The organism is Lysinibacillus sp. HST-98 (genome assembly GCF_016757845.1).
Taxonomy (GTDB): Bacteria; Bacillota; Bacilli; order Bacillales_A; family Planococcaceae; genus Lysinibacillus; species Lysinibacillus capsici.
The window spans coordinates 317,035-342,306 of the sequence record NZ_JAENHX010000002.1 but is presented as its reverse complement, the minus strand read 5'-3'; the positions used below and the strand labels follow the sequence as shown (position 1 = coordinate 342,306).

Annotated in this window: 25 protein-coding genes and 1 riboswitch; of the genes, 24 read left to right on the top strand and 1 reads right to left on the bottom strand. The window is 38.7% G+C overall.

All coding sequences use genetic code 11. The annotated features are described in order from the left end of the window. Positions 1-119: 119 nt before the first annotated feature. The 10 genes from fur to JIN86_RS07285 all read left to right on the top strand — a co-directional run bounded on the left by fur (position 120) and on the right by JIN86_RS07285 (position 9,614). A complete protein-coding gene (gene fur / locus JIN86_RS07330; protein WP_004232171.1) occupies positions 120-584 on the top strand; it encodes a ferric iron uptake transcriptional regulator in 465 nt (154 codons plus the stop codon). A 175-nt stretch (positions 585-759) separates the two neighbouring features. Next, positions 760-1,662, top strand: coding sequence for a site-specific tyrosine recombinase XerD (gene xerD / locus JIN86_RS07325; protein ID WP_202341598.1), 903 nt, complete (start codon positions 760-762; stop codon positions 1,660-1,662). Positions 1,663-1,760: 98 nt separating this feature from the next. Then, positions 1,761-2,942 carry a phosphopentomutase gene (deoB, locus tag JIN86_RS07320; protein WP_004232176.1) on the top strand — a complete coding sequence of 394 codons (1,182 nt, stop codon included), beginning with the start codon at positions 1,761-1,763 and terminating at the stop codon, positions 2,940-2,942. A gap of 13 nt (positions 2,943-2,955) precedes the next feature. Beyond that, positions 2,956-4,206: a thymidine phosphorylase gene (locus JIN86_RS07315; RefSeq protein WP_004232179.1), complete on the top strand. Its 1,251-nt coding sequence runs from the start codon at positions 2,956-2,958 to the stop codon at positions 4,204-4,206. Between the two features lie 239 nt (positions 4,207-4,445). Continuing rightward, positions 4,446-4,799, top strand: a complete 354-nt coding sequence (gene spoIIAA / locus JIN86_RS07310) for an anti-sigma F factor antagonist (protein ID WP_004232181.1) — start codon at positions 4,446-4,448, stop codon at positions 4,797-4,799. Then, a complete protein-coding gene (gene spoIIAB / locus JIN86_RS07305) occupies positions 4,792-5,232 on the top strand; it encodes an anti-sigma F factor (protein ID WP_004232182.1) in 441 nt (146 codons plus the stop codon). The genes spoIIAA and spoIIAB overlap by 8 nt, the downstream gene beginning before the upstream one ends. Positions 5,233-5,242: 10 nt before the next feature. Beyond that, positions 5,243-6,034, top strand: a complete 792-nt coding sequence (gene sigF / locus JIN86_RS07300) for an RNA polymerase sporulation sigma factor SigF (protein ID WP_009370709.1) — start codon at positions 5,243-5,245, stop codon at positions 6,032-6,034. A gap of 15 nt (positions 6,035-6,049) precedes the next feature. Further along, the gene (locus JIN86_RS07295) at positions 6,050-7,498 is read left to right on the top strand and encodes a spore germination protein (protein ID WP_202341597.1); all 1,449 of its coding nucleotides are present in this window, start codon (positions 6,050-6,052) and stop codon (positions 7,496-7,498) included. 225 nt (positions 7,499-7,723) lie between these two features. Next, the gene (gene lysA, locus JIN86_RS07290) at positions 7,724-9,043 is read left to right on the top strand and encodes a diaminopimelate decarboxylase (protein ID WP_202341596.1); all 1,320 of its coding nucleotides are present in this window, start codon (positions 7,724-7,726) and stop codon (positions 9,041-9,043) included. Positions 9,044-9,242: 199 nt separating this feature from the next. Beyond that, positions 9,243-9,614, top strand: a complete 372-nt coding sequence (locus JIN86_RS07285; protein WP_009370710.1) for a GNAT family N-acetyltransferase — start codon at positions 9,243-9,245, stop codon at positions 9,612-9,614. Here the strand turns inward: JIN86_RS07285 and JIN86_RS07280 are convergent. Further along, the gene (locus JIN86_RS07280) at positions 9,611-10,117 is read right to left on the bottom strand and encodes a DUF309 domain-containing protein (RefSeq protein ID WP_202341595.1); all 507 of its coding nucleotides are present in this window, start codon (positions 10,115-10,117) and stop codon (positions 9,611-9,613) included. The genes JIN86_RS07285 and JIN86_RS07280 overlap by 4 nt on opposite strands. 55 nt (positions 10,118-10,172) lie before the next feature. On the opposite strand from JIN86_RS07280, the gene JIN86_RS07275 reads away from it, so the two are divergent. The 14 genes from JIN86_RS07275 to JIN86_RS07210 all read left to right on the top strand — a co-directional run bounded on the left by JIN86_RS07275 (position 10,173) and on the right by JIN86_RS07210 (position 25,247). Further along, positions 10,173-10,952, top strand: a complete 780-nt coding sequence (locus tag JIN86_RS07275; RefSeq protein ID WP_004232198.1) for a segregation/condensation protein A — start codon at positions 10,173-10,175, stop codon at positions 10,950-10,952. Then, complete coding sequence (gene scpB / locus JIN86_RS07270; protein WP_004232203.1) at positions 10,924-11,517, top strand: SMC-Scp complex subunit ScpB; 594 nt, start codon at positions 10,924-10,926, stop codon at positions 11,515-11,517. Before JIN86_RS07275 ends, scpB begins: the two co-directional genes overlap by 29 nt. 73 nt (positions 11,518-11,590) lie before the next feature. Then, positions 11,591-12,661 carry a D-alanyl-D-alanine carboxypeptidase family protein gene (locus JIN86_RS07265; RefSeq protein WP_004232205.1) on the top strand — a complete coding sequence of 357 codons (1,071 nt, stop codon included), beginning with the start codon at positions 11,591-11,593 and terminating at the stop codon, positions 12,659-12,661. An 82-nt stretch (positions 12,662-12,743) separates the two neighbouring features. Further along, positions 12,744-13,208 (top strand): hypothetical protein, encoded by a 465-nt coding sequence (locus JIN86_RS07260; protein ID WP_202341594.1) that lies wholly within the window; start codon positions 12,744-12,746, stop codon positions 13,206-13,208. A 393-nt stretch (positions 13,209-13,601) separates the two neighbouring features. Beyond that, the gene (locus JIN86_RS07255; RefSeq protein ID WP_004232209.1) at positions 13,602-14,333 is read left to right on the top strand and encodes a pseudouridine synthase; all 732 of its coding nucleotides are present in this window, start codon (positions 13,602-13,604) and stop codon (positions 14,331-14,333) included. A 317-nt stretch (positions 14,334-14,650) separates the two neighbouring features. Beyond that, the gene (gene resA, locus JIN86_RS07250) at positions 14,651-15,190 is read left to right on the top strand and encodes a thiol-disulfide oxidoreductase ResA (RefSeq protein ID WP_004232210.1); all 540 of its coding nucleotides are present in this window, start codon (positions 14,651-14,653) and stop codon (positions 15,188-15,190) included. Between the two features lie 6 nt (positions 15,191-15,196). Next, a complete protein-coding gene (resB, locus tag JIN86_RS07245) occupies positions 15,197-16,873 on the top strand; it encodes a cytochrome c biogenesis protein ResB (RefSeq protein WP_009370714.1) in 1,677 nt (558 codons plus the stop codon). Beyond that, positions 16,870-18,051, top strand: coding sequence for a c-type cytochrome biogenesis protein CcsB (ccsB, locus tag JIN86_RS07240; protein WP_004232213.1), 1,182 nt, complete (start codon positions 16,870-16,872; stop codon positions 18,049-18,051). Before resB ends, ccsB begins: the two co-directional genes overlap by 4 nt. Before the next feature lie 115 nt (positions 18,052-18,166). Beyond that, positions 18,167-18,883: a response regulator transcription factor gene (locus JIN86_RS07235; protein ID WP_004232215.1), complete on the top strand. Its 717-nt coding sequence runs from the start codon at positions 18,167-18,169 to the stop codon at positions 18,881-18,883. Further along, entirely contained in the window at positions 18,876-20,651 is a 1,776-nt protein-coding gene (locus JIN86_RS07230; RefSeq protein ID WP_202341593.1) for an ATP-binding protein, read from the top strand. Before JIN86_RS07235 ends, JIN86_RS07230 begins: the two co-directional genes overlap by 8 nt. 78 nt (positions 20,652-20,729) lie before the next feature. Next, positions 20,730-21,263, top strand: a complete 534-nt coding sequence (sigX, locus tag JIN86_RS07225) for an RNA polymerase sigma factor SigX (RefSeq protein ID WP_004232218.1) — start codon at positions 20,730-20,732, stop codon at positions 21,261-21,263. Then, the gene (locus tag JIN86_RS07220) at positions 21,260-22,546 is read left to right on the top strand and encodes a hypothetical protein (RefSeq protein ID WP_004232219.1); all 1,287 of its coding nucleotides are present in this window, start codon (positions 21,260-21,262) and stop codon (positions 22,544-22,546) included. Before sigX ends, JIN86_RS07220 begins: the two co-directional genes overlap by 4 nt. A 143-nt stretch (positions 22,547-22,689) precedes the next feature. Then, a riboswitch (FMN riboswitch) is annotated at positions 22,690-22,875 on the top strand. 217 nt (positions 22,876-23,092) lie between these two features. After that, on the top strand, positions 23,093-23,680 hold the full coding sequence (locus JIN86_RS07215) for an ECF transporter S component (protein WP_004232226.1): 588 nt from the start codon (positions 23,093-23,095) through the stop codon (positions 23,678-23,680). A gap of 220 nt (positions 23,681-23,900) precedes the next feature. Continuing rightward, positions 23,901-25,247: a sodium-dependent transporter gene (locus JIN86_RS07210; RefSeq protein ID WP_039885133.1), complete on the top strand. Its 1,347-nt coding sequence runs from the start codon at positions 23,901-23,903 to the stop codon at positions 25,245-25,247. The last annotated feature ends 25 nt before the right edge of the window (positions 25,248-25,272 follow it).

Sequence of the window (25,272 nt, the reverse complement as noted above, 5' to 3'; positions counted from 1 at the left end):
ATTGAATAGACCAAAATTGTGATCAGATAAAAAAGTAGAAGCATGTTAGAAATCTATTCACTATCTTGTAATAGGATTTACTCCTTTGGTATAATGGAAAGAGTTTAGGGGGGCGTCACATGGAGAGCCGAATTGATCGTATAAAAAAACAGTTGCATAGTGCTAGTTACAAGCTGACGCCGCAGCGAGAAGCGACAGTTGCTGTTTTGCTTGAGCACGAAGAGGACCACCTAAGTGCTGAAGATGTTTATCTTTTAGTAAAAGAAAAAGCACCTGAGATTGGTCTAGCTACTGTTTATAGAACGTTAGAATTATTAACTGAGCTCAAAATTGTCGACAAAATCAACTTTGGCGATGGCGTATCGCGCTATGATTTACGCCAAGAGGGAGCTGCCCATTTCCACCATCATCTTGTTTGTATCGAATGTGGTGCTGTTGATGAAATTCAAGAAGATTTACTTGAAGATGTGGAAGCCGTTGTTGAAAAACGTTGGAACTTTATTATAAAAGATCACCGACTAACTTTCCACGGCATATGCTGGCGCTGTCATGATAAAAACGACGAATCGAATGAAGAAAAATAACGAAAAACTGTCTGTTTTAATCTTTGGTATAGATTGAATCGGGCAGTTTTTTGTTTTTTTTATTGAAGTATAGACACCATTAGGGTTGGTGGTTTATGTCGAATGGAGGGTCCTTTAGCACATTTCTTAAGGCCATGCTAAAATAGAGAATAATTGACAGTGAGGGGGCGTTGTGATGAATGAATTTCAATATGCAGTTGAGGACTATATCCATTTTATTCAGGTGGAAAGGCAGTTATCTGTTAATACATTAGCATCCTATCGCCGAGATTTAGAAAGCTATGTACATTTTTTAAAGGAAGCAGAAGGTATGTCTGATTTTAGTGTGGTGGAACGGACAACTATATTACGCCATTTAGAGCAATTGCGGGCACAGGGAAAGACAAGTCGTACCGTTGCCCGTCATATTTCATCGATTCGGAGTTTCCACCAATTTTTACTACGAGAAAAGCGCGCAGAAACTGATCCGACAGTCCATTTGGAGATGCCGACAATTGAGCAAAAGTTGCCTAATATTTTATCTATCCAAGAGATTGAAGCTTTACTAACAGCTCCAAATAAAAGTAAGCCACAAGGTATACGTGATCTTGCCATGCTGGAGTTACTATATGGGTCTGGTATGCGCATCAGTGAACTTATTGCACTGGATTTAGCTGATATTCATTTAACCATGGGCTTTGTACGTGTATTTGGGAAGGGTGGTAAGGAGCGAATCATTCCACTCGGCAAAAGCGCACTTTCGGCAATAAATGCCTATTTAAATGGTGCTCGTGGTCAATTACAGGGAAAGTACCCCAAGACAGATGCGTTTTTTATTAATCAAAGAGGGAAACGTTTAACAAGGCAGGGTTGTTGGAAATTAATGAAGGAGCATGCGTTAAAGGCAGGCATCCAACATGAATTAACACCACATACATTGCGTCATTCCTTTGCCACTCATTTGGTTGAAAATGGAGCCGATTTACGAGCGGTGCAGGAGATGCTTGGCCATGCAGATATTTCTACTACGCAGATTTATACACATATTAGCAAAACAAGATTATCTGAGGTCTATAAGCAATTCCATCCACGTGCTTAAAAGTTAATAGGAAAAAATTATATTTCAGTCGGATGTCTGACCTTTATTTTTCGCATTTTTTTGGTAAAATAGAGTCATGAGATTAGGAGGCAACCATTATGAATAAACCATTTAACAAAATCCATGTTGTTGTCATGGATTCCGTAGGTATTGGTGAAGCGCCAGACGCTGCAAATTTTGGGGATGTTGGCGCACATACACTAGGACATATCGCTGAAAAAATGAATGGGCTTACAATGCCAGTAATGGAGTCATTTGGTTTAGCGAATATTGAACCATTGCATGGAATGCATGCAACTACTGACCCTAAAGCATACTACGGTAAAATGCAAGAAGCATCAGTTGGTAAAGATACGATGACTGGCCATTGGGAAATCATGGGGTTAAATATTGATAAACCATTTAAAGTGTATCCAGATGGGTTTCCAGCAGAGCTAATTGATGAGCTAGAGAAACGTACAGGTCGGAAAGTGCTATGCAATCAGCCAGCAAGTGGTACACAAGTAATTGAAGATTTCGGGAAGGAGCATATGGAAACAGGTGCGATTATTGTCTATACATCAGCCGATCCTGTTTTACAAATTGCTGCTCATGAGGAAATCATTCCACTAGAAGAGTTATATAAAATTTGCGAAATTGCTCGTGAATTAACATTACAGCCTGAATATTTAGTAGGTCGCGTCATCGCACGACCATTTGTGGGTACGCCTGGAAACTTTACTCGTACATCCAATCGTCATGATTATGCGTTAAAGCCATTTGGTCGTACAACAATGAATGTTTTGAAGGATGCGGGATTAGATGTGATTGCAATTGGAAAAATCTCAGATATTTTCAATGGTGAAGGTGTGACAGATGCTGTACGTACAAAAAATAATATGGATGGTATGGATCAATTTGCAGAGGTTGTACGTCGTGACTTTCGTGGTCTAAGCTTCTTAAATTTAGTCGACTTTGATGCCAATTTCGGCCATCGACGTGATCCTTTAGGCTATGGACAGGCATTACAAGAATTTGATGCACGTCTACCAGAAATTCTAGAGGCAATGTCAGAAGACGATCTATTAATAATTACAGCTGATCACGGCAATGATCCAACCTTCCCAGGGACAGATCATACACGCGAATATGTACCACTAATTGTCTATTCACCACGTTTCAAAGGTGGTGCGGAACTTGCGCTTCGTGAAACCTTTGCAGATATTGCAGCAACAGTTGCAGAAAACTTTCATGTAGACGCACCGCCATTCGGTAAAAGTTTCTTACATGATTTGAAATAAGGGGGTTTTTTGAATGAATATGGTTCAATTGTTTGAAAAGAAAAAACAAGGATTAGAGCTTTCTCAAGCTGAAATTCAGTATTTTGTTGAAGGCTATACGACTGGCTCTATCCCAGATTATCAAGCAAGTTCTTTATTAATGGCGATACGTTTACTAGGCATGTCTGATGATGAGACATTTTATTTAACAAAGGCAATGATCGAATCAGGCGATGTCATTGATTTAACATCTATTGAAGGCTTTAAAATTGATAAACACTCAACTGGAGGGGTTGGTGACAAGGTTACACTTGTTGTTACGCCAATTATTGCTGCTCTAGGAATTCCTGTTGCGAAATTTAGTGGTAAAGGCTTAGGGATTACTGGGGGGACAATTGATAAACTTGAATCCATTCAGGGCTTTAAAACAGAGCTTTCATCACAGGAGTTCATTGATAATGTCAATCAGCATAAAATTGCGGTTGCTGGACAAACAGGTAATCTAGTACCAGCCGACAAAAAATTATATGCTTTGCGTGATGTGACAGGTACTGTCGATTCTATTCCACTAATCGCAGCGTCGATTATGAGTAAAAAAATTGCAAGTGGTGCCGATGGTATAGTCCTCGATGTAAAATGTGGCTCAGGTGCGTTTATGAAGACGCAGGAAGAAGCACAGCGTTTAGCAGATACAATGACGGCTATTGGAGAAAAACTTGGCCGTAAAGTCATCGCACACATCAGTGATATGGATAATCCTTTAGGGAAAATGATTGGTAATAAGCTTGAGGTAGTGGAGGCTTATGCCCTATTAAGTGGACGTATGGAAGAAACGCATGAAGATTTGGTTGATGAATGTGTTGTCATCTCTTCCTTGATGTACCAAATTGCGGCAGGTGTGAATGAATCGGAAGCGACAGCTGCTGTTAAGCGAGTGCTAGCAGATGGCTCTGCAGCTGCAAAATTCGAGGAGTTTATTGTGGCGCAAGGAGGAGTAGTCTCTGATATTGTTCAAAATGACACAGCTCATAAAGTAGCAGTGACAGCGGTTTCAGAGGGCACGGTGGAGACGATTAATGCTTTATTAGTTGGAGAAGCAAGTGTTAGTCTAGGCGCTGGACGTTTAACGAAGGAGTCACAGCTTGATTATGATGCAGGAATTCAGCTAATCGCCAAAAAAGGTGATCATGTTAATAATGGCGATACGATTGCTTATTTGTATTCCAATCAGCCAATTGACGAAGAGACAATTAATAAAATTCAGCAAGCTTATACAATTGCATAAAGATTATTAGCGAGAGCCCTTACTTATGAGGGTTCTCGCTTTTTTGTGTGTTCGATGAATCGCCAAAATTTAGAGCTCGATGGCGTTTAGAAATTGTAGATTTATCCCATACTGCACTTAACCTAAAAAGCTATAAGTATGTCGATTAGACACTATTTCGGAAGACTTTGCACTAGTTCTGTCAGCCACAAGGATTCAATCTATTGAATGTGGAATTGCACGAGGAGGAGGCGATGTTCATGCATTATCAATTAGAAATGGTCACAAGAGAGACAGTCGTTATACGTTTGTTTGGGGAGCTCGATCATCATGCCGTTGAACAAATTCGAGCGAAAATTTCTGCAGCAATTTTTCAAGGCACTGTGACGACCATCATTTGGAACTTGGAAGGACTATCTTTTATGGATAGTTCGGGAGTTGGTTTAGTGCTTGGTCGTATGCGTGAGTTAGAGGCAGTTGCTGGGCGAACTATATTATTGAATCCATCGCCAACAATGCGAAAAGTATTTCAATTTTCAGGATTAGGACCGTGGATGATGGATGCAACAGAGGAACAAGCGATTGATCGCGTAAGGGGGATTGTAAATGGATAACGAAATGACATTAACTTTTTTGGCACTTAGTGAAAATGAAGCTTTAGCGCGTGTAGCTGTTACAGGCTTTATTGCACAATTAGACCCAACTATTGATGAGCTATCAGAATTTAAAACAGTTGTCTCAGAAGCAGTTTCCAATGCTATTATTCATGGCTATGAAGAAGATGGTAAGGGTGTTGTGACAGTTCATGCTAAACGTGAGGATGATATTGTGACAGTATCTGTCATGGATAAAGGGATAGGAATTGAAGACGTTAGTCGAGCGATGGAACCATTATTTACAACAAAAAGTATGATGGAGCGTTCGGGTATGGGCTTCACGATTATGGATAGCTTCTCAGATCAGCTGACAGTTATATCAAAATGGCAAGAAGGAACAACTGTAACATTCACGAAGAAATTTTACACAGTTCGCACAGCGGTAATGTGAGGTTAAACCCGTGAAGCCGTTAGAACAGTCGTCCGATAAGCTATTGTCTCAGGAGGAAATGCGTGATTTAATTGCACGCGCACAGCAGGGCGATCACGAGGCTCGTAAACGAATGGTAGAAGGCAATACGAGACTTGTGTGGTCCATTGTTCAACGTTTTACAACGAGAGGTGTTGAGCTTGAGGATTTATTCCAGATTGGCTGCATAGGGCTTATGAAATCTGTGGATAAATTTGATTTAACCTATGATGTGAAATTTTCAACCTATGCTGTGCCGATGATCATTGGAGAAATTCAGCGCTTTTTAAGGGATGATGGCATGGTGAAGGTGAGCCGCTCTATTCGTGAGCTCAATTTTAAAATCCGTCATGCTACAGATGAATTTATTAAAAAGAACGAACATCCACCAACCATTCAAGAGCTTGCTCAGGTGCTTGGTGTGACAACAGAGGAAATTGTTACCGCATCCGATGCATTGAGAGACCCTGCCTCTCTTCATGAGCAATTGTATGAGAGTGAGGGGGATTCCATTACACTAATGGATCAAATGAAGGATGAAAAATCGGAGCAACCCTTTGATTACATCCCATTAAAAGAAGTACTAACGAGACTTGAGCCAAGAGAGCAGTCTATCATATATCTTCGCTATTTTTCAGATTGCACACAAACTGAAATTGCAAATAGATTAGGTATATCGCAGGTACAGGTTTCCCGATTAGAGAAAAAAATCCTTGCCCAGCTGAAAAGTTGGATGGCAACTAGTGCAACAGTGGAGCAGGAAGTAATAAAAAAAGACATCTAAGAAAATGGTGACAGCATGACAAATAAATTATTTAACAGCTTAGAAGAAGCCGAAGATTTTCTTATAGAACAATTTGGTGACGGCGAATCGTTTGACGTTGGTATTAAACACTTATTTGTCAAAGATTTGCCGGTCCTTTGTGCATATATTAGCGGGCTTGTAGATGGAGAAGCTTTAACACAGTTGCTGTCTAGCATGCTGCCAGATGAGGACATTGAAATTGATGTAGAGGATGAGAAGGAATATTTTGAGTCTTACTTTAATTTCCATGGACGTTCAGAAGAAACAGAGCGTAAAGCCTATTTACTAGCCATTTTAAGTGGACAAGTCACCTTTATTACTAAAAGTGGCTATTGCTATGTTGCAGAGCTTAGAAACTATCCAGGACGCTCTCCAGAAGAGCCAGATAATGAAAAAGTTATCCGTGGATCAAGGGATGGCTTTACAGAAGGGATTTCTCAAAACACAGCCTTAATACGTAGGCGAATTCGTAATAGTAATCTACGTTTCGAGCTACATAAAATATCCAAAATCGGTCAAACCGACGTGGCGATCGCGTTTATGAAGGATGTTGCCAATGAAGATATGCTCGAAAGTTTACGACAGCGTCTTAGACAAATAAATCATGATGGCTTGACGATGGCCGATAAATCATTAGAAGAATGGCTCTTTAAACAAAAGTTCCACCCAGTTCCATTTGTACGTTATACGGAGAGACCTGATATTGCTGCAGCTCATCTACTTGAAGGGCATATAGCTATATTAGTCGATACTTCTCCATCCGTTATTTTAGTACCTGTTACAGTGTTTCATTTATTGCAGCATGCAGAGGAATATCGTCAGGCACCCACAGTAGGGACGTTTGTACGTTTTATGCGATATTTTGGCTCTGTAATGGGTTTACTTTTATTGCCATTGTGGTATGTATTTGCAACGAATGAATCCCTACTTCCAGATGCCCTCTCCTTTTTAGGTACGGAGGAGAAATCGCATGTACCTTTATTACTACAAATTTTGATTGCAGATATTGGAATAGAGTTTTTGAGGATGGCCGCCATTCATACTCCGTCACCATTGTCCACAGCGATGGGATTGGTTGCGGGGGTAATCATTGGTCAAATTGCGATTGATGTTGGATTATTCTCTTCTGAGGTGGTTCTCTATACAGCAGTTGCTGCCATTCTTATTTTCATTATTCCATCCTATGAGCTTAGTATCTCCATTAAAATTTTTAGGTTACTGCTACTTCTGATGACGGGTCTCTGGGGTGTCAATGGGTTATTTATTGGTTTATTTTTATTGTTTACGTATTTATGTTCATTGCGACCAATGCAGGCACCTTATTTATGGCCGCTTGTTCCATTCTTTCCAACCGCAATGCTTCGCGTCATTATACGCTTCCCAATGACAGCGGATGCACTCAGACCTTATGTAGTCGCTTCCAAACAGCGAAAAAGATCATAGGAGCCGTTGCACTCGTTTTTTTCATGTGATAAAGTTCACATATAGTATTTTGTGATTTTTGCAAAAATTATTTTCATTCAAGAAAAAGCAAGTACTATACATTTGTTTTTTATATGTGAAGGAAATAATTTTTTTGATGGAATGGTTCTAATATAGTAAAGAACCCTTCCACTTTCAAACCGTAAAAATAACAAGATGGAACGATGTGAAAAGGGAGAGATGCACATGCATTTATATGGAACACAAGCGATTTCTGAAGATGGTCATTTAACAATTGGACAGGTAGACACATTAGAGCTAGCAAAAGAGTATGGTACACCACTTTTCGTGTATGATACGGCACTTATTCGTAAGCGTGCGCGCAGCTTTATCGATACGTTTAAAAAACTAGGTGTAAAAGCAGAAGTAGCTTATGCTTCAAAAGCATTTGCATGTGTAGCGGTGTATCAATTAGCAGCAGAAGAAAATTTATCATTGGATGTTGTATCTGGTGGAGAATTATTTACGGCCTTAAAGGCTGGTTTCCCTGCAGAGCGCATTCATTTTCATGGTAACAATAAAAGCATTGCTGAAATAGAGCTAGCTTTTGACTCCAAGATTGGATGTATTGTTGTAGATAATTTCTATGAAATACAGCTTTTAAAAGATATTTCGGAGCGCCGTCAGCAAAAAATGCGTATATTATTACGTGTTACACCAGGTGTTGAAGCACATACGCATGATTTCATCACGACAGGTCAAGCAGATTCAAAATTCGGCTTTGACTTAAACAATGGTCAAGCAGATGAAGCATTCCAACAAACATTTAACCATGAATTCCTAGAGCTACTTGGTTTACATTGCCATATTGGCTCACAAATTTTTGACACTGCAGGTTTTGGGTTGGCTGGAGAAAAATTGATTGACAAAATTTCTGATTGGAACAAGACTCACGGATTTACATGTACTGTGTTAAACTTAGGTGGGGGCTTTGGTATTCGTTATACTGAAGAAGATGCACCGCTTGAACCACAAGTATATGTAGAGGATATGATTACAGTTGTCAAAAATAAAGCAACTGTTCTTGGACTGAAGATGCCGGAAATTTGGATTGAACCAGGTCGATCACTTGTAGGTGATGCAGGAACATCTCTTTATACAATCGGTTCACAAAAAACTGTGCCAGATGTGCGAAAATATATTGCTGTTGATGGAGGTATGAGCGATAATATCCGTCCCGCATTATACGACGCTAAGTATGAGGCAGTCATCGCAAGTAAGGCGGACGAGCCGAAAGATGAGCTCTATACAGTTGCTGGTAAATTATGTGAATCTGGCGATAAATTAATTATTGATGCTAAACTACAAGATGCTGCTTCAGGTGATGTGTTAGCCATCTTCTGTACAGGTGCGTATGGTTATTCGATGGCTAGTAACTATAATCGTGTACCAAGACCTGCAGTTGTATTTGTAGAGGATGGACAGCATCAACTAGCTATTCGCCGCGAAAGTTATGAAGATATTGTGCAAAACGATCTCCCGCTAACTTTAAAAAAGGGTGAGTAAATTTGAGGAAAAATAAGTGGGTATTACTAGCGTCCATTACAACATTTATTTTATTATGGGGCGTAGTCTATTGGGTGTTGGCGTCGAAAGGTATTCTCGGACCTGGTTCGTAAGACAGAAATTGGCTTGCGGTAAAAGTACAAATCGTGTAGGATAGTCAAAGATTATGTACAGCTAGAAAAAGAGGGAATAGACAAATATGTTAATTCGATATAAAAAAGCTTTAGAGAAAATAGCAATGGGGCTACTTTCATTTATGCCTAACGAAAAAGACGTAAAAAAGCTTACAGAAACCATCCACTCCTATGAAAATGACGATAATTGGGTTTTATACTTATGGAAAAAGAATGATGAATATGTTGGCATTGTAGGGCTTGTTGTTGACGAGCATAATATAGCCACAATCCAGCACGTGTCGGTGATCCCTTCCTATAGGGGAGAGGGCGTAGCAACGGAGATGCTTCAAGAAGTGGCGGAACTTGGCCAATATGAAAGTATGCGTGCGACAGATGAAACACGTAGTTTTGTTCAAAAATGTATTCATTGTATCGATGAAAAAGCAGACGATTAACAACGTCTGCTTTTTCTTTGTTTGCTTTCTTGTCGCTCTGCAAGAATATGTGAGCGATCTCGAAGCATATGTTTATGAAGAAGATAATTTGAGCTATTTGATGGCAAAAGCTTTATACGTGCTAGGGCTAAATCCAGCAAGTGAGGTGAAAGAGGGAGCTGGAAAGTTTGAAAGGACTTGCCCATTTCAATCGAAGTGATAGCTTTTGTTATTTGTGTTAGGAGTTCAAGATAATCAATTTCTTGGAAAAAAACATGCCCTTCATTTTCTTGAAAGTTATGAAGTGCTTTTTCTAGTATTCGTATAGCACCAGTGTTGTTACCACGTCGCCAATGATAGAAACCTGTTGCCAGCTGCACATAGCCGACAAGTGGATGCATTTTATCGCCAGGTGCAATTTCCTTCCAATATTCCTCTAGCACTTCATGGCATTCAAAAAAATCTTGATTGCCATTAAAATAGGCACAGTAATCTATAAATAAAGTATGATGCTGTGGATGCATTTTGGACTCCTTTCCACTATACTTAAAGAACATAGAATCTCAGGGTGGTAAAATAATGTCTTATGAAGTAAAATTAGAAGCCTTTTCAGGGCCTCTTGATTTATTATTGCATTTAATTCACAGATTGGAAATTGATATCTATGATATCCCAATGGCTGAAATTACACAACAATATATCGACCATATACACGCAATGCAAGTACTAGAGTTAAATGAAGCAAGTGAATATTTAGTGATGGCAGCAACGTTACTGGCAATTAAAAGCCGCATGTTATTGCCAATTCACGAAGGAGAGATGGAGGACGCAGAATTAGAAGTGGACGGCCCTGACCCTCGTGAAGAACTGGTGCAACGCTTAATTGAATATAAAAAATACAAGGAAGCAGCTAGTAATTTGCAGGAGCTTGAAACAGACCGAGCACAGGTATTTACGAGGCCACCTGCTGATTTAACAGGATTAGCCTCAGAAGAACAGATGGCTTTATTTGATTTGAATGTGAATATCTATGATATGCTTGGCGCATTTCAAAAATTGATGCGTCGCAAAAAATTAAAAAAACCATTAAAAACTACTGTAGCAAGGCAGGAGCGATCAGTAAGAGATCAAATGCGCTCTGTTGTGGATTCGTTACGATTAACAGGTGGACGTGCATCATTTTTCGAGCTTTTTCCCTATGAAGATAAGCCAACACTTATTCTGACGTTTGTATCTCTTCTTGAACTGATGAAACGTCAGGTCGTCATCGTAGAGCAAGATGGTAACTTTGAAGAATTAACGGTTACCTTACAGAAGGAGGAATGGGAAGATGACGAAAACATCAATGTTACAGAGTAGAATTGAAGCCTTATTGTTTGTTGTGGGAGATGATGGCTTAACGATTAAACAACTCTCACAACTTTTAGGAGAACAGGAAGAGTTGATCCTTCAAACAATGAATACATTAAGGGAAGCGTATGATGAAGATTTAGCAAGAGGAATTACGGTGAAAGAAATTGCAGGCGTCTATCAGCTCATTACAAAATCTGAGTTTGCCGATACGATTCAAAGATTAGTAGAAAATCCAACTGCACAATCCTTATCCCAGGCCTCCCTCGAAGTGTTGGCAATAGTGGCATACAAACAGCCCATTACACGTGTAGCGATAGAAGATTTGCGCGGTGTCAAGTGTGAGCGTCCAATCCAGACGTTAGTTTCGCGAGGATTAATTAAAGAGGTAGGTCGGTCAGAAGGGACTGGACGTGCCATCTTATATGGAACAACAAAAGAATTTTTACATTATTTTGGCTTAAATAGTATAGAAGAAATGCCTCCTCTACCTGAAGAGGATCTTGTTGAGTCAGAACAAGAAACAGATTTATTTATGACCAAATTCCAAGAAACATTTAGTGTGACAAAATAAAGGTTATAATGCGTTGTCTTCAACATAAATATAAATCTATAATTTCCTATCACATTGAATAAGGAGTGGCTCCTTGCTTCGGTTATTTCGTTTAACACTGTTTATGATCATTGTGTTAATGGTAATGCTTCCTCAGACTAGTTTAGCAAGAGGAGGAAGCGGCTATGCTGTCTTAGATGGCGAGACTGGACGGATTTTAATAGGGTCCAATAGCGATGAACGATTACCTATTGCTAGTCTAACGAAAATTTGGACAGCACTTGTGGCAATTGAAAATAGTGACTTGCAGGAAGAAGTTGTCATCTCTCCGAAGGCTGCTATGGCTGAGGGGAGTTCTATTTACTTACAGGCTGGTGAAAAGGTGACAGTTGAAACGTTATTGTATGGCTTAATGCTACGTTCCGGCAATGATGCTGCAACAGCTTTAGCCGAGCATGTAGGAGGGTCTGTAGAGGGTTTTGTCAAATTAATGAATGAAAGAGCTGTTATTGCAGGTCTTACCAATACCGTCTTCATGAATCCTTCTGGTCTTCATCATGATGAGCATTTATCGTCTGCAAGGGATACTGCTGAGATGTTAAGACTTGCGTTGCAAAATAAAACATTTGAGAAAATTGCTTCAACGGTACTTTATCGGGCAAATACAGTAAACGGTATGCTATGGGAAAATAAACACCGTCTATTAAGAGAAGGTTCAGGAATGGCGGCAGATATAGATGATGAGACAGAACAGCCTGTTAGTTCCTTAAAGTCAGCCACTGGTACTGCTTTCGCTGGAAAAACGGGCTTTACTAAGGTTGCTGGACGAACACTTGCAACGGCCTTTCAAAAGGACGGGCAAATATGCATTGTCGTTACATTAAATGAATCAGATGATTGGAATGTACACCGAGGCTTATCCAATAAAGTATGGCAAGATTATAGTCTTGAAACAGTAGTGAAAAAGGGTAAATACAATGTCAATAAAAAGTTGGCTATTCGTTTACAAGAGCCCGTTCGACTACAGTTAAATAAAGAGGAAAAAGAACAGGTGAGGCAAGTATTACATGTTTCAAGGAAACGCCAAGAAGCAGTCTTGTCGATCTTTATTGGAGAAGAACGTATTTATGCAACGCCAGTTAAAGTGGAATCAGCGGATCGTTAAAAACGATTGGCTGATTTTTTACATTATTTGATTAATTGGTGTTAAATTTGGAAAAATGGTGAGGGAATGGAGGAATGCTTCTATGGAAAGTAATGGTAGACAAATTCAATTTGGGCTAATCATTAACTTATTCTTATCAAGTTTAATTGTCCATGTCATTCTACTATATCCAATTCGACCAATAGAATTTTATTATTTTGCACCTTATTTGAATGCTTATATTATCTTTATGGTCTCTTTATTTGTCATGGCCCTCGTACTACGAATCAATTATTTGATCATACCTAAAACGAAAAAAAGCAAGAATATTCAACGTGGTCTGGTGTCTGCTTCCTTATTAATTGCCTTAGGTTTCATCGCATTAAGCTTTAATGCTTATAAATGGATAGATTCAAGAGGTATTCATATGAATCCATTTTTTAGTTTAAAAGTAAATTTTGTCGAGTGGAAAGAAATAGTGAAAGTTGAGCAAGTTAATCTAGAAAAAAGTGGTGTGACAAAGCCTGATCATCTGGGTTTTTACATTTCAAGATGGTTCCACAATTGAAGAACCTTTGGCAGGCAACATGCTACTGGCTAAAAACTATATCGCCAATGAGTTAAACCAACGCGGTCTAAAAATTGAAAATTTTTACAAATAAAAGCTGCCGAATGGTAGCTTTTTTCTGTCAAAATAAACATTTTACAATCGATTCGCATGATTATCAAATGAGTATACTGCTAGTAAACAAAACAAAATCTCGGTTCAAATGTTAAGAAATTAACGAATGAGAAATTAGTCGGAATACTTAATTAAAAAATGTGAAATTTGTTTTTCTTTAATAATGTCTAAAAGTATGACATAATTTTCACAGATTAGCGGGAAAAATAACCCTATTCATTGGATCGAAATCGAATGATGACGAACGTGTCAATGTGAAAGAAAACTAGAGGTGAAAAAATGGAAAGATTACAAAAGGTCATTGCCTATGCAGGCGTTGCGTCAAGGCGCAAGGCAGAGCAATTGATTTTAGAAGGTAAAGTTAAAGTAAATGGTGTAGTGGTTCGTGAGTTAGGAACAAAGGTATCTAATTCCGATACAATTGAAGTAGAAGGTGTAAAACTAGAAAAAGAAGATAAGGTATATTTCTTACTTTACAAACCACGTGGAACAATTTCTGCAGTTACAGATGATAAAGGACGCAAAACTGTCACAGATTTATTTCATCATATTCCGCAACGTATTTTCCCAGTTGGTCGTCTTGATTATGATACATCTGGATTATTGCTATTGACAAATGATGGAGAATTTTCCTATATGTTGACACATCCGAAATTTAAAATTGACAAAACATATATCGCTCGTGTCAAAGGCGTGCCGACAATTGAAGGGCTTAAAAAGCTTCAACGAGGGATCAAATTAGAGGATGGTAAGACAGCACCTGCTAAGGTAAGTATGACATCTTTCGATGAAAAAGCGGGCAAAGCTATTTGTGAAATCACGATTCATGAAGGGCGCAATCGTCAAGTTCGTCGTATGTTTGAAGCGATTGGAACACCCGTTGTTAAATTAAAACGCGAACGCTTTGCTTTCTTAGATTTATTTGGTCTTGCTCCAGGAGAATATCGTGAATTATCAAAGCATGAAGTAAAGCAACTACGTGTGTTAGCAGAAACAGGAAAGCTTGATTAATGCAATGTTGCCAGAAGAAAGTGTGGATACCAATAGAGGTATTTGGATGTTTACACTTTCTTTGTGGTGAAATCGTTCATAAATCATTCATAATTAATAGCTAAGTGTTTTTGTATCATTTTGCTATAATAGGTGAGAATAGTACACCTAGTAGCAGTTTGTTCAAAAAAGCTGTAACACATTTAATCCGGTATTGTTGACGTCAATGTGAAAGAAGCTTTTACATATTTATAGACGTATAGAGAGTGAAAAAGTTCTATTTGTTTCTTCAATATGTAAAAGCAACGCAAGCCGTAATTGATAGGGGGTTTATTAACTTGGAGAAAAAGAAAAAACGTCTTGTACTGCGAACTGTCATTTTAGCTGTGTTAGCGTTGGCAATCGGGTACACAGTATATGGAACAGCAACAAAGGAAAAAGTAGAGTTAGTAGCAGTAGGCTCTGAGGCACCTGACTTCACGTTAGTAGATTTAAACGGTGAAAAACATAAATTGTCGGATTATAAAGGGCAAGGGGTATTTTTAAATTTCTGGGGAACTTGGTGTAAGCCTTGTGAGAAGGAAATGCCCGCAATGGACAATCAGTATCAAGAATTTAAAGATCACGGTGTACAAACATTAGCTGTCAATATTGCTCAAACAGATTTTGAAGTACAGAATTTTGTCGATCGATATGGGTTGTCATTTCCAGTAGTTATCGACAAAACAAAAAGTGTTATGACTGCTTATAATGTAGGACAATTACCTGCAACAGTGCTAATTGATCCAGAAGGCAAAGTGGCCAAAATTATTACAGGTGAAATGACGGAGAAAGATATTGCTTCGTACATGGAATTAGTGAAGCCAAATAAGGAGTAAATGACGATGGAAAAAATCATTTGTGCTTGTGGTCATAGTAATCCATACGGCACGAAGCTTTGTGAGAAATGTGGTCGTCCTTTAACCGAAGAAGAAAAACAAAATAAGGTTGTTGATATGCGCTATGATGGTATGGCCATTCGCTCCAAAACATATAACAAATCATTTGTTGATAAAATATGGAATTTCTTCTCAAGTGTTAAAGTGGGTATATCCTTAATTATTATCACATTAATTGCTGCTTCAGTCGGAACATTACTACCGCAAGAGTTTTACGTAAAAGCTTCTGATATGGAGAAGGGGGCTTACTACGCAGACGTATATGGTACATTCGGTAAAATCTATTATACGTTGGGGCTTTCGGATTTATATAGCTCATGGTGGTTCCAGATTTTGGTTGGTATGCTAGCAGTATCGATTATAGTGGCAAGTCTTGACCGAGGCATTCCACTTTACAAATCATTAAAGAATCAACGAGTTAAAAGACATGAAAGCTTCATGAAGCGTCAGCGCATTGTTGCAGAAGGACAAGTGTCAGCGAGTGCGGAGGAAACGCTTGATAAAGTGGCTCAAAAAATGACTGAGATGAAGTATTCTGTTCGTCGAGATGGTAGCGCTCTCTTAGCTGAAAAAGGACGCTTTTCTCGTTATGGTCCGTACATAAACCATGTAGGTCTCATCATTTTTTTAGGTGGGGTCATGCTACGTCTAGTCCCAGGTTTCTATGTTGATGAATCGATATGGGTGCGTGAAGGTGAAACACGTGCTATTACTGGAATGGAAGGCTACTTCATTGAAAACCGTGATTTTGTTTTAGAAACACATGATAATACACCTCAAGGTGAGCAAGTTAAACAGGGTGTGAATGTAGTGGCTAAAAACTTCCAAACCGATATTACACTATACAAGCAACCTGAAGACGCATTGCCTGGGGATACGGAAAATCTAGAAAAAGTAAAAGACTATTCCATTCGTGTAAACCATCCTTTGAAAGAAGATGGCTTTGCTCTTTACCAGATGGATTATCGTCTAAATGAATTAAAACAGATGAACTTTGAATTAATTAATAAGACGACAGAGAAATCATTAGGTAAGGTAGAGATTGATTTAACAAATCCTAAAAAAGAATATGATTTAGGGAATGGTTCATCCGTTCAAATTCTTGTCTATACACCTGATTTTGATGGATTTGAAAATGGAGAACCTCAGACTAAAACGTCTATTCCAAATAATCCTGCATTTTTATTTAAAATGACTACACCAGAAACTCCTGAAGGAGAAGTAAGCTTTGTTGAAATTATGCAGCCTCCTTTAGAACCACTGGGTGAAAATAAATACAGAATGAAATTTGCTAGTGCAGAGATGCGGGATATGTCAGGTATTACGGTGCGAAAAGATAGCACCATCCCTATTCTGTTTGTTGGTGGGGTCATCTTTATGATCGGTGTTGCCATTGGCTCTTACTGGAATCATCGTCGTTTATGGCTTCAAGTGGAACCAGACGGCCGTGTGTTAATGGCTGCCCATGTCAACAAAAATATGTTCAGCATGAAAAAGGATTTAGATGCTGTTACAACCTTTGCTGCATTGCCTCCGTATAAAGATCAGTTAGAGAAAGATGAGGCTGGCGAAGAGTCCACTACTGGTGGCATTAAAGAAAAGGAAGGTGACAACACCTTATGAGTTTGATTGACTTAAGTGGAAACTTACTATTTGTTGCGTTTATTGCTTATCTAGTTGCGACATTATTATTTGGTGGTTCAATTAAGCAAGGTAATGCTACTGGTAAAAATACTGGCAAATGGGGCAAGTTTGCCATTGTGGTTACTATTATTGGTTTCCTATCACAGCTTGGCTATTTTATTACGCGTTGGATTTATACAGGACATGCGCCAGTAAGTAATATGTTTGAATTTACAACTGCCTTTGGTATGTTCATTGTCGGCGCGTTTATCTTAATTTATTTTATTTATCGTTTGACTGCACTTGGATTAGTGGCACTGCCTGTTGCGCTTTTGATTATTGCTTATGCAGCAATGTTCCCGAAAGAAGTAAGTCCATTAGTGCCTTCATTACAAAGTCATTGGTTAACAATTCACGTTATTACAGCAGCATTAGGGCAATCTATTTTAGCCATTAGTGCTGTGGCAGGACTTATTTACTTATTAAAAGTAGTAGATTTAACAAAGCCCTCTAAACAACGTTTTTGGTTAGAAGCCGTCATGTACTGTCTTGTAGTAGTTGTTGGATTTGTCGCGGTAACATCTACATTTAGTGCTATGGATTATGAGTCTAGCTATAATTATGTGGATAAAGAAGGAACTACTCGTAAAATTATTTACAATTTACCTCCAGTATTCGGTATGAATGAATATGAAGTGATAGAAGAACATGGCATGTCACCATTAGTAGAAATGCCAGCGTTAATTAATGCTAAAAAATTAACAACTGTTGTTTGGTCATTAATGGTAGGATCTGTGTTGTATTTATTAATTCGTTTAATTGCTCGCCGTCGAATTAGTGCCATTTTCCAACCACTTGTTAAACGGGTCAATTTACAATTACTTGATGAAATTGGTTATCGTTCAGTGCTGATTGGTTTCCCTGTATTCTCCCTTGGTGCTTTAATCTTTGCGATGATTTGGGCACAAATTGCTTGGAGTCGTTTCTGGGGTTGGGATCCAAAAGAAGTATGGGCTCTTATTACATGGTTATTCTATGCAGCATTCCTGCATTTACGTCTATCAAAAGGCTGGGAAGGTCGAAAATCTGCTTGGTTAGCACTAATTGGTTTTGGGATTATTTTATTCAATCTAATTGCTGTTAACTTAATTCTTGCAGGTTTACACTCCTACGCATAACCTGTGAAGCAACAAGCCTTTTCGCTGTAGCGAAGAGGCTTTCTTTTCTTTTCAATATGTGTCACACCATGTACAATAGAAGTTAGAGAAAGATTGGAAGAGAGGGATCGTGAAAGTGTCAGAAAATATTTCAGTATTAGTAGTAGATGACGAGGATCGTATTCGCCGCTTATTAAAAATGTATCTTGAGCGAGAAGGATACCTTGTTGACGAGGCCGAAAATGGAGAACAAGCGATCGAGAAATCTTTAGAAAAAGAGTATCACTGTATTTTACTTGATATTATGATGCCTGAAAAAGATGGGCTAGAAGTGTGTGCAGAAATTCGAGAGCGCGCAGCAACGCCAATTATTTTATTAACTGCCAAAGGCGAAGAAGCAAACCGTGTACAAGGCTTTGAGCTTGGTGCAGATGACTATATCGTAAAACCATTTAGTCCTCGTGAGGTTGTGTTACGTGTGAAGGCTATTTTACGTCGTTCACAGGCTTTCTCACCAACGACTAATGCGTCTTCTTCAAAAGATTTAGTGGTGTTCCAACACTTAATGATTGATCATGATGCACATCGTGTGACTGCAGAGGGCATTGAGGTTAATTTAACACCGAAAGAGTATGAATTGCTGTACTTTTTAGCGAAATCGCCAGACAAAGTATTTGACCGTGAACAACTACTAAAAGAGGTATGGCATTATGACTTCTTTGGTGATTTACGTACAGTGGACACACATGTAAAACGTTTACGTGAAAAACTCAACCGAGTTTCTGAAAACGCTGCTAAAATGATTGTGACGGTTTGGGGCGTTGGATACAAATTTGAGGTTGTCAATGAATAGAATATGGAATAGTGTTGTCGGGAAGCTATGGGTAACCATATTGCTTCTCGTTTCATTTGTATTATTTGTTTTCACGGTATTAATGCTTGAATTTCTTCAAAATTACCATATGCAGCAAGCGGAAATTTCATTGCGACAAACAGCTGCAACGGTAGCAAGTATAGTAGATGACAATGAAACAGCCGAATCTACCTCAGAATTATTAAAAGATATTTTACCTACAGGGACCAATGCATTGATCGCAATCAGTCATGTTGAAGTGTCTTTTGCGATGCAAGAGGGTGTCAACAAAAAAGAAATACAAGATACTATTTTAGCCAATAAATCTTTTCATGAAGTGTTTCAATCAGATGAACCGATTATTAAAGAAATGATGATGCCTTCTTCAACTGATCAAGAGAAGATGGAATCTTATGTCGTACTTGGCTTTCCCTTAAATGTTGAAAATGCAGTACATGGAGCTGTCTTCATCTACCAAAGCCCAGATGCGCTACATAAAACGTCTAAGGAAACAACGAAAATTGTCTTTTTAGCAGCCTTCATAGCATTTGTGTTGACGACATTCTTCGCATTCTTCCTTTCTTCACGTATAACTTCGCCATTAAGAAAAATGCGTGAATTAGCTTTTGAAATTGCAAAAGGGAATTTTGAAGCAAAAATGCCTACTACCCAAAATGACGAAATTGGTCAGCTTGCCGTTGCCTTCAACCAAATGGGCCGTCAATTAAAGCATAATTTAGAGGTTATCAATCAAGAAAACGAACAGCTTTCTAATATTTTGACATCCATGACAGATGCAGTGATTACGTTTAATCGGGATCGTACAATATTATTAAGTAATCCACCAGCTGAACGTCTAATGCAAAAGTGGTTTGTGAATAAAGGTTCACAAAGTGCAAAACCTATCCCGCCAGAGCTTTATCATATGCTTGATCATGTACTGATGTTTGAGGATAAACTAGAAGAGGAAATTGAAATGGATGGCAGCTATTATACATTTACTATTAGTCCCCTTTATAGTGGTGAAATGATACGTGGCGCTGTGGCTGTAATTCGTGATATGACAGAACAGCATCGCTTGGAAAAACTAAGATCCGATTTTATTGCCAATGTCTCCCATGAGCTCCGAACACCGATTGCTATGCTTCAAGGTTACTCAGAAGCATTAATGGATGACGATTTTATTCAGGATCAGGAAGAGCGAAATGAGATTACCAAAATTATTTATGATGAATCGAAGCGAATGGGTCGCCTTGTGACAGATCTATTAGATTTGGCACGCATGGAATCTGGCCATATGACGCTTTATAAAGATGAATTACCAATTAATTCTACATTCGAACGTATTACACAAAAATTTTCACAAGTAGCAAAAGAAAAGCACGTTCGTTTGTTGTTTGAAAGTGAATTTAATGATGAGGCCATGATTAATATAGATGAGGATCGCATTGAACAAGTGCTTACAAATTTAGTTGACAATGCCCTTAGACATACAGATGAAGGGTCTGTGTCTGTGAAAGTAGAGCAGGAGCCGACATTTGCTAAAATATCTGTTCAAGATACAGGACATGGCATTCCTCAAGAGGACTTACCCTATGTCTTTGAACGTTTTTATAAAGCCGATAAGGCACGTACTCGTTCCAAGGGTGGTACTGGTCTCGGCTTAGCCATCGCTAGAAATATTGTGAAGGCACACTCAGGTAATATTATGGTAGACAGTGTGTTGAAAGAGGGTACGACCTTCACGTTTTATTTACCGTTCGATTAATAACAAGTATTGCTAGTAATTGGCTGTAACTTCTATGAATGTAAGACGACAAATATTATAGAACGGGGGTGGAGTGCTTTGAATGACTCCGTGTTCCATCGACTATACGATGCATATCACCAAGACGTGTTTCAGTTTTTAATCTATTTAGTAAAAAATCGTACACTTGCCGAAGATTTAGCACATGAAGTTTATGTACGAGTGTTGCGCTCATACGATCAATTTGCAGGGAATAGTAGTGAGAAAACTTGGCTATTTGCTATTGCTAAAAATGTAGCGATTGATCATTTTAGAAAGCAAGCTGTACGTCAAAAGCATTCACATGATTTCTTTGACTGGGAAACGGAACAGCTCCATTCAACCACGCCATCACCGGAAGATATACTACAGGCCAGTGATGAATTTATGCAGGTAGAATCAGCACTTGAAAACTGTACAGGTGACCAAAAAATGGTCATTATTATGCGCTATTTTCAAGATTTATCGATTGCAGAAACAGCGCAAATACTAGATTGGACAGAAGCTAAGGTAAAAACGACCCAGCATCGAGCCATTAAATTTTTAAGGCAACAGCTACAGCCGATTAGAGAACAGGAGGCGAAACGGCAATGACACATAAGCCATTTGATGATGAACAGCTTGAACATGTCTTGAACAATGCCCCTAAGCTTTCTGACCGCCGTTCAAAAGAAGAAATATTAAATCGGTTAATGGCAGATGCTCGCTTGCAGGATAATAGTCACCTTCAAGAAGCAATACAACAACCTATAGAGAATGAAGAAGCACAATCAGAAAGTAAACCTTTAATTCAAGATGAACGACCATCACGTTTAAAGTTCCGGAAAATGCCGATTTTTCCGAGTGTAGCAGCAGTTTTCGCGATAACGGTACTCGTTGGCTTCATGTTCATGAATAATGGCGCTAGCCAAAAAGATCTCGCTAGTACGCCAGAAAAGGCTAATTACGCTACTTTACAGGAAGATCGTTCTGCTAAAGAGGCAGCAACGCAGGATGAGGCACTTCAATCCAGTATTGTATCGGAGCATGAGCGTATGTTATCTTTACGGTCGTCTGTCTATGAGGAAGATGTGAAAGATGCTGTCGTTTTCCGTATTGGTTTGGCAGGACGCGATGCAGAAAGTGTTCCGATGACATATGTGATACCAAATGAGCGTGTAGCAACTGATTTTGGAACAGAAAAGCCTTCTACCTTACAGATGTATGAAAAATATGCTCCTCAAATAGATGAAGAAGCCAAAGGGTTTACGGAATATCATCCTTTTAAAGGTGAACTGAAGGAGAAGGAAGACAAGCTTGTCCACGTTTTACCAAAGGACAATGACTATGATGTTGCATCAGCTACCGTTAATGAATACAAAGGGACTTTAGAGGATACCTTCTCGGATTCTGAATATACGGAAGTTGAGATTCAAAATGAAGATGGCACACCTTATGCGTTTTCTCAAGAGGGTGAGCCAAGTCAAGCCATGTCATTAACAAACGCTAAGCATTTTAATTATTATTTATACCAAGATGGTAATGGGGCAGAATATCTGTCGCCAGATTTCCGTCAAACATTTGCTAATGTTACAGAGGCACTTACACTAATGAAAAACAAAAATGATGATGTTTATGTAACAGTGGTTCCTGAAAACGTAACATATACCGTGAAAGAGGAAGCGGAAGGTGTAGTCGTAACATTCGACATTCCCTTAGATTTAGCATCGATGGAGCCAATTCGCGCTACCCAATTGATTGAAGCTATGATGTTAACTGCTGCTAGCTTTGACCAACAATTACGCTTAGATAATGTGGTCCAAGAAAGCTGGGAAGGATTCGATTTAAAAACGTATTTGCCAAAGCCTGTGGGGCCAAATAAACAATATATGCCTTAGTCAGAATCAAAAATGGAGCATCCCTGTAACATGGAATGCTCCATTTTTATAATACATACAAATCTAATCGGATTTTTTTAAGCAGAACTATTTACTTTTTCTTAATAATTAATTATAGTAAGGTTGTAGTATAAAATAATATGATTCATCTTCGGGGCAGGGTGAAAATCCCGACCGGCGGTAATAGAGTGGTGAACCGTTAATGTTTCCATTAACTCGAATGGTTTATGCTTCGCTCTTCAGCCCGCGACCTGTGCAAATTTATTTGCATGGCTGACTTGGTGTGATTCCGAGGCCGACAGTTAAAGTCTGGATGGGAGAAGATGGAGGTACGATCGTCATTCATTGTTATGAAATAAACTATGACCGAGCGCTTTTTTTGTATGGCTTTTTAAACGGTGCTCAAAAATAGTTTAAATTGACGCTTATTCGTCATGCCTTTCTCCCTTGTGCTCTTCATGCATAAGGGTTTTTTCGTGCTAACAATTGAAAGATCGTCACCTTTCTTCTTGCGAGATTGAATCAGCAAAGAGGAGAGAGTTTTCTATGAAGAAAAATGTTAAACTCCAATCGTTTATTACGATTGGTATGCTGAGCAGTATTTCGTTTTTATTAATGCTTTTTAATTTCCCAATTCCACCATTCCCAGCATTTTTGGAAGTGGACTTTAGTGATATGCCTGCATTAATAGCAGCCATCACAATGGGGCCTGTAGCTGGTATTTTAGTAGAATTATTTAAAAATGTATTGGATTGGATTTTCTCTGGAACGCCAACAGGTGTGCCAGTAGGTCATATGGCCAACTTTGCAACAGGTATTTTATTTATTTTACCAGTAAGCCTTATTTTTAATCGCTTTAAAACAATTGCTGGTCTTGTTGGAGGTTTAGCGACAGGAACAGTCGTAATGGCAGTAGGGATGAGTATTTTAAACTACGCAGTATTTTTACCGATGTACACATACTTCTTAGGAATGGAACCTGTTGTAGGTGACTCACTTTATAAAATGATTATCGCTGGGATTTTACCATTTAACATTGTGAAAGGTATTTTATTAACGGCTATTATGGCGTTTTTATTTACAACAATGCGCAAATGGATCGACCGCCAGCGTTCTATCTATATAACAAAATAATTTTTACTAACCTCGGGTCATATACCTGAGGTTTTTTTATTGGAAGGAACAATAGATAGGAAAAAGTGTGAAGAATAGAAAGAACAAAACTAACGGATAAATACAGAAAAAAGTAATAGGGTAAAATAGTTAACTAGTACTTTATAATTATAACCTAGTCGAAAGCTACATTTTCATGTAAAATAGAGAAGAGTTTAGAATGTTTGAGGAGTTTGAAGAGATGAGTGGAAAAAAAGGACAATGGTCTAGTAAATTAGGTTTTATTTTAGCATCAGCTGGTGCGGCGATCGGACTAGGGGCAATTTGGAAACTGCCCTATGTAACAGGACAAAGTGGTGGAGGAGCATTTTTCCTTATCTTTGTGTTATTTACCTTGTTAATAGGACTACCAATGTTATTGTCCGAGTATGTGTTAGGACGTGGTACACAATCCGAGGCTGTAACAGCGTATAAAAAAATTGCTCCAACTAAGCCAGGCTGGGCTTGGATTGGTCGAATGGGCGTGCTAGGCTGTTTTTTATTATTAACTTTTTATAGCGTAGTCGGAGGTTGGATCTTTATTTATAGCGGGCTAGGTGTAGCTGGCGCGGTAATTGATCCAGCAGTAGATCCAGCTGAATTATTTGGAAAAATTATAGGCACGCCATGGATTACGCTAGTTGGTCTAGTGTTGTTTACATTGGTCAACGTACTTGTGATTTCATTAGGTGTACAAAATGGGATTGAAAAGGCCAATAAATGGATGATGCCGTTACTTTTCATAATGTTCATTGTCCTTGTTGTGCGTGCTGTTACATTAGATGGGGCAATGGAAGGGGTAAAATTCTTCTTATGGCCTGATTTCTCGAATATTACGGGTAAGGCATTATTAGAAGCCCTCGGGCAATCGTTCTTTGGGTTAGCAGTTGGCTTTTCTTGTCTAGTTACATATAGCTCTTATCTAAAAAAAGATGTCAGTCTTCCGAATTCAGCAGGTTCTGTAGTGCTGTTAACCGTGCTTGTTTCATTTTTAGCAGGTTTAGCAATTTTCCCTGTTGTGTTCGCCTTTGATTTAGAGCCAGCAGCGGGTCCGGGTTTGCTATTTATGGTGCTACCAACAGCTTTTAGTCAAATGCCATTCGGTGAAGTGTTTTTAGCTATGTTTTTATTGCTATTTTTATTTGCTACATTAACGTCATCATTTAGTTTATATGAGATTATCGTCGCGGCATTTATGGAGCATAGTCAGAAATCCCGTCCAATGTGGACGCTTATACTTGGTATAGTCGTATTTATTGCAGCTATTCCAGCAGCACTTTCTTCGAGTGTTTTATCGGATATAATGATTTTCGAGAAAAGTATCTTTGATGCAACCGATTTTTTAGTGTCAAATATCATGCTTCCACTAGGGAATTTATTCATTGCTATTTTTATTGCCTATGTAGTAGATAAAGAATTTGTGAAGAGAGAATTGCTAACGGGTAGTCAAATGGGACAAGGCTATTACTCGACATATCGTATGTTAATGTTAGTTGTTGTCCCGTTTATCATTCTAGTTGTGTTTGTTAATATGCTACTGCAGTATTAAAGAAAAGGTGTATTCCTATTAGACG

Bases quoted from the DNA above. Each gene is read 5' to 3' on its own strand.
- fur (WP_004232171.1), top strand. From the start codon at position 120: ATGGAGAGCCGAATTGATCGTATAAAAAAACAGTTGCATAGTGCTAGT.
- xerD (WP_202341598.1), top strand. From the start codon at position 760: ATGAATGAATTTCAATATGCAGTTGAGGACTATATCCATTTTATTCAG.
- deoB (WP_004232176.1), top strand. From the start codon at position 1,761: ATGAATAAACCATTTAACAAAATCCATGTTGTTGTCATGGATTCCGTA.
- JIN86_RS07315 (WP_004232179.1), top strand. From the start codon at position 2,956: ATGAATATGGTTCAATTGTTTGAAAAGAAAAAACAAGGATTAGAGCTT.
- spoIIAA (WP_004232181.1), top strand. From the start codon at position 4,446: ATGCATTATCAATTAGAAATGGTCACAAGAGAGACAGTCGTTATACGT.
- spoIIAB (WP_004232182.1), top strand. From the start codon at position 4,792: ATGGATAACGAAATGACATTAACTTTTTTGGCACTTAGTGAAAATGAA.
- JIN86_RS07295 (WP_202341597.1), top strand. From the start codon at position 6,050: ATGACAAATAAATTATTTAACAGCTTAGAAGAAGCCGAAGATTTTCTT.
- lysA (WP_202341596.1), top strand. From the start codon at position 7,724: ATGCATTTATATGGAACACAAGCGATTTCTGAAGATGGTCATTTAACA.
- JIN86_RS07285 (WP_009370710.1), top strand. From the start codon at position 9,243: ATGTTAATTCGATATAAAAAAGCTTTAGAGAAAATAGCAATGGGGCTA.
- JIN86_RS07280 (WP_202341595.1), bottom strand. From the start codon at position 10,117: ATGCATCCACAGCATCATACTTTATTTATAGATTACTGTGCCTATTTT.
- JIN86_RS07275 (WP_004232198.1), top strand. From the start codon at position 10,173: ATGTCTTATGAAGTAAAATTAGAAGCCTTTTCAGGGCCTCTTGATTTA.
- scpB (WP_004232203.1), top strand. From the start codon at position 10,924: ATGACGAAAACATCAATGTTACAGAGTAGAATTGAAGCCTTATTGTTT.
- JIN86_RS07260 (WP_202341594.1), top strand. From the start codon at position 12,744: ATGGAAAGTAATGGTAGACAAATTCAATTTGGGCTAATCATTAACTTA.
- JIN86_RS07255 (WP_004232209.1), top strand. From the start codon at position 13,602: ATGGAAAGATTACAAAAGGTCATTGCCTATGCAGGCGTTGCGTCAAGG.
- resB (WP_009370714.1), top strand. From the start codon at position 15,197: ATGGAAAAAATCATTTGTGCTTGTGGTCATAGTAATCCATACGGCACG.
- ccsB (WP_004232213.1), top strand. From the start codon at position 16,870: ATGAGTTTGATTGACTTAAGTGGAAACTTACTATTTGTTGCGTTTATT.
- JIN86_RS07230 (WP_202341593.1), top strand. From the start codon at position 18,876: ATGAATAGAATATGGAATAGTGTTGTCGGGAAGCTATGGGTAACCATA.
- JIN86_RS07220 (WP_004232219.1), top strand. From the start codon at position 21,260: ATGACACATAAGCCATTTGATGATGAACAGCTTGAACATGTCTTGAAC.
- JIN86_RS07215 (WP_004232226.1), top strand. From the start codon at position 23,093: ATGAAGAAAAATGTTAAACTCCAATCGTTTATTACGATTGGTATGCTG.
- JIN86_RS07210 (WP_039885133.1), top strand. From the start codon at position 23,901: ATGAGTGGAAAAAAAGGACAATGGTCTAGTAAATTAGGTTTTATTTTA.